The sequence below is a fragment of the Sphingobacteriales bacterium genome, assembly GCA_012517435.1.
Lineage (GTDB): Bacteria > Bacteroidota > Bacteroidia > CAILMK01 > JAAYUY01 > JAAYUY01.
This window is the reverse complement of record JAAYUY010000061.1, coordinates 1-3,423: the sequence shown is the minus strand read 5'-3', so window position 1 is coordinate 3,423 and position 3,423 is coordinate 1. Positions and strand designations below refer to the sequence as shown.

Genomic DNA, 3,423 nt, shown 5'->3' with positions numbered 1-3,423 from the left:
TTGGGGGCAATGATGCTAAGGCTTTATTGTTAAAATTTCATTTCTCTCTTTCTTTTTGCTTTAGTAAATGATTTTGGACAGCAGTTCTCCGGCTTAAAAGATTTGCCACAATTGAGGAAATAATTCTTTTCAGGCATTCAGTGCTGCGTATCTTTGACATTAAAAATTCTGATGATTTCTACCCGAAAGAATGATAATATTTTTCTCCTGATTGTCGTGTTTACAGCTTTTGTGGCACGTCTGGCATTTTATATTTCTGACTTCAACAACCCTTTCCGCTTTTTCCCCATTATTGATGAAAATGAGTTTTTCAGGACGGCTTCGGATATGGCTCAGAATGGGTTGTTTCCCGTTTCTTATTTCTGGCATCCGCCTCTTTATACTTTTATGCTGGCAGTTCTGCTCAAGCTGGGCTTCTCTGTACAGGGCATTGTCCTTCTTCAGATGCTGATGGGAATTGCAGGTGTAGTCTTTTTCTTTCTGGCTGCGGGCAACTATGACAAAAAACCTGCTTTTATCGCCTCGCTCATCTGGGCCGTTTACCCTTTACAGCTTTTTACCGAATCCCGCCTGTTATCTGAAAATCTCTTTATTTTCCTGACTCTTTTGTTTTTCTTCCTGTTTGTGAGGCTGGAAAAAAGTAAACTCCGTTATCCTTTGCTTGCCTTACTGGCCGGGCTGATGATGATTACCCGCTCCCAGTTTATTATCTTTTTGATTTTTTGGATATTATTCCTTGTTTTTTATGAAAGGATGCCCCTTAAAAGGGCTGCTTTTATTTTCCTGATGGCTTTGATTTTTCCTTTGCTGGCTGTTTTCCACAATGCCTACCATACCAACGGAAAACTTTGGTTTATTTCTGCCAACGGTCCTGTGAATTTTTATATCGGCAATTCAGACAACATTGAAAAAACATTGAATATCAGGCCACTCGAATGGAAAGAAAGCTTTTTCCCGGGTTTATATGATGAGGCAGGGATTTATTTTTCCGAAAGCGACAGTCAGAAACAAAGTTATCCATACCTGCTTTCAGGATTTCTGATTAAGAAAACCTTGAAAGAAAACACCAGTTTCCAGACTATCTTCAACAACCTGCTGCAAAAAACAGTTATTGCCCTTCATGCTGAAGAAACACCCAGAAACTACGACCTTTATGAATGGAGAGAATTCAATCCTTACCTGAAGTTTACGGTATTTGCCAGACCTGTGGCTTTTCCGCTGTCCCTGATTTATTTTGCCGCCATAATTTTTATGTTTGTCAGCTGGAAAAAACTGATGAATCATGATTATTACCGGCTGGTCGTTTTGTTGATTTTATCGGGTATTATTCCATCTATCTTGTTTTTCAATGCCTTCCGATACCGGCTGACCTTCCTCCCTTTTTTGATTTTATTTGCAGTGCTGTTTTACCAAAACCATTATAAGAATATTAAATTTCAAATCATCAATATTTTAATGATAATTCTTTTAGGCACCGGACTGACCGCTTCTTTATTGGTACAGAAAATTCCGGGTTCTGAGACATGGCGTCTTGCAGGTGATGGCTGGTTAAATAAAAAGAAATATGAGCAGGCAGAAAAGTGTTATCTGAAGTCGTTGAAACTGACTGAAAAAGAAGAAAACAATGCACTGGCAAGAAAAACAATTGTTAAAAAACTGGCTAATCTTGCTATTCTGAGCGGAAATCGGGATAAGGCAGCGGAATTGCTTCAACAGTCCGGAGATTCGATAGTAAATGATGCAGAAATTGTTTTTGCTAAAGCCCTGGCGCTGTATCAGAAAGGAATTTATAATGAGGCCATCAGGCTATACACCAGGGCTATCAGCTTCAGAGACAGTAAGATAACTCCTCAGGCATATCACGGCAGAGCTTTGTGCTTCATCAGAATTAATAAAATCAGGGAAGGCTTTCAGGATTTTGATTCAGCCATCTTGTTGAAGAATAATTATGCCGAAGCATGGTCGAACCGTGGCATTCTGAAGGGACAGCAGGGAGACACACGTGGAGCACTTGCCGACCTCAATAAGGCCATTGAGCTGAATCCAGCCTATGTGAAAGCCTATCTGAACCGCAGCATTGCCTATCTTACCCTGAACCAAATCCCTCAGGCAATGCTTGACCTGAATACAGCTATCGGACTCGACAGCCTCAATGCTCAGGCATATTACCTTCGTGGTATCACACAAATCAATTCCGGTAATAAATCAGCAGGATGTAAAGATCTGAAAAAATCGCTCCGGCTCGGATTTAAACAGGCTGAAAAAGATATTGAGGCTAATTGTAAATAATCCTTATTTGTCCGTATTCTTCAATAAATTCGGATCGTTTTTTTCGAGTTTGTAAAGCTCAAAAGTACTGACAGCCTTATATTTTTCGTTTCCAACATATATTTCTGTCCGGACGGTATAAATGCTGCCGGTGTAGATGGTAAATGGCTTAAAACTGCAAACCACGGTCATTTTCTGGCGGGGCCTCAGTACGATTTCATTTCCTTTCATGGTGTGGTTGTTCTGAAAATAGCGAAAAGATGCTTTCTCCAGCAATTCCTCACTTTTTCCTCTGACCAGCCAGACATTGCCCAATTTAACCGTTACTTCAGCATTGGTGTTGTTTTTCAGGGTGTAAGATGCTTCCTTGATCTGACGGTTTTTGGTATATTTTATTCTGGAATGTTGCCCGGTAAAACTCACCTTTGAGCTGTCGGCACCGGTAGCTGACAAAGCAAGATGCAAAATACTCCCAACGAGAATTAAGCTGTAAATGTTTGATAATCTGCAATATATTTTCTTAATTTTCAATTGGAAATTTTTATTTTTTCAACTTTTATGACAAAAGGTATATTGACTTCAGTTCTGACAGGGAATCCGCTCTTTTTACCCGGCTTCCACAATGGCATCTTTTTAACCAGTTCGAGTAATTTCTGGTCAACCTCAGGACATACCTGACGAATGGTTTTGAAATTACTCAGGCTACCATCTGTTTCCACTATAAAAGATACCATGGCTGTACCGTGGCATACAGATACATTTATATTCTGCAAACCATTGCGAAGGTATTTTTCAAGCGAATCTTTTCCGTAAGGATACTGCGGGCTTTCATCTACCTCAAAACTCCTGTAAACCTTTGAAAATGAAATATTTTCCTGAGCAATGACCCCAAAAGGAAACAGCATTAATACCAGTAAAAACATCCGCGTATTCATACGTATTCGATTATTCAATTTTTTTGCCACCCTGATTCAGGTTCTCAATCTTTAGGTTCATTTTGAAGACTTATTTGCGTTTGGTTTCAATATCCATATTTGTTTTTCCAGAGTTGACGCAAATGTTTTCTGATTTCTTCCTCTCTCGGATTTTTAGAAGGCTCGAAAAATTTTTTCCCACTGATGGCTTCAGGCAGAAACTCAAGGTTGACGAAGTTGC

Annotated in this window: 4 protein-coding genes; 1 reads left to right on the top strand and 3 read right to left on the bottom strand. The window is 39.6% G+C overall.

From position 1 onward, the window contains the following. Nucleotides 1–171 precede the first annotated feature (171 nt). Nucleotides 172–2,289 (top strand): tetratricopeptide repeat protein, encoded by a 2,118-nt coding sequence (locus tag GX437_03675; GenBank protein NLJ06752.1) that lies wholly within the window; start codon nt 172–174, stop codon nt 2,287–2,289. A gap of 3 nt (nt 2,290–2,292) precedes the next feature. Here the strand turns inward: GX437_03675 and GX437_03670 are convergent, their stop codons facing one another. The 3 genes from GX437_03670 to GX437_03660 all read right to left on the bottom strand — a co-directional run. Next, nucleotides 2,293–2,799 carry a hypothetical protein gene (locus GX437_03670; GenBank protein ID NLJ06751.1) on the bottom strand — a complete coding sequence of 169 codons (507 nt, stop codon included), beginning with the start codon at nt 2,797–2,799 and terminating at the stop codon, nt 2,293–2,295. Beyond that, nucleotides 2,796–3,221, bottom strand: coding sequence for a hypothetical protein (locus GX437_03665; GenBank protein ID NLJ06750.1), 426 nt, complete (start codon nt 3,219–3,221; stop codon nt 2,796–2,798). The genes GX437_03670 and GX437_03665 overlap by 4 nt, the downstream gene beginning before the upstream one ends. Before the next feature lie 68 nt (nt 3,222–3,289). Continuing rightward, the coding region (locus GX437_03660) for a replication-associated recombination protein A (protein NLJ06749.1) at nt 3,290–3,423 on the bottom strand (134 nt) is incomplete at its 5' end.

What these genes read in the sequence shown, in the direction of transcription:
- GX437_03675 (NLJ06752.1), top strand. Translation starts at nt 172, where the DNA reads ATGATTTCTACCCGAAAGAATGATAATATTTTTCTCCTGATTGTCGTG.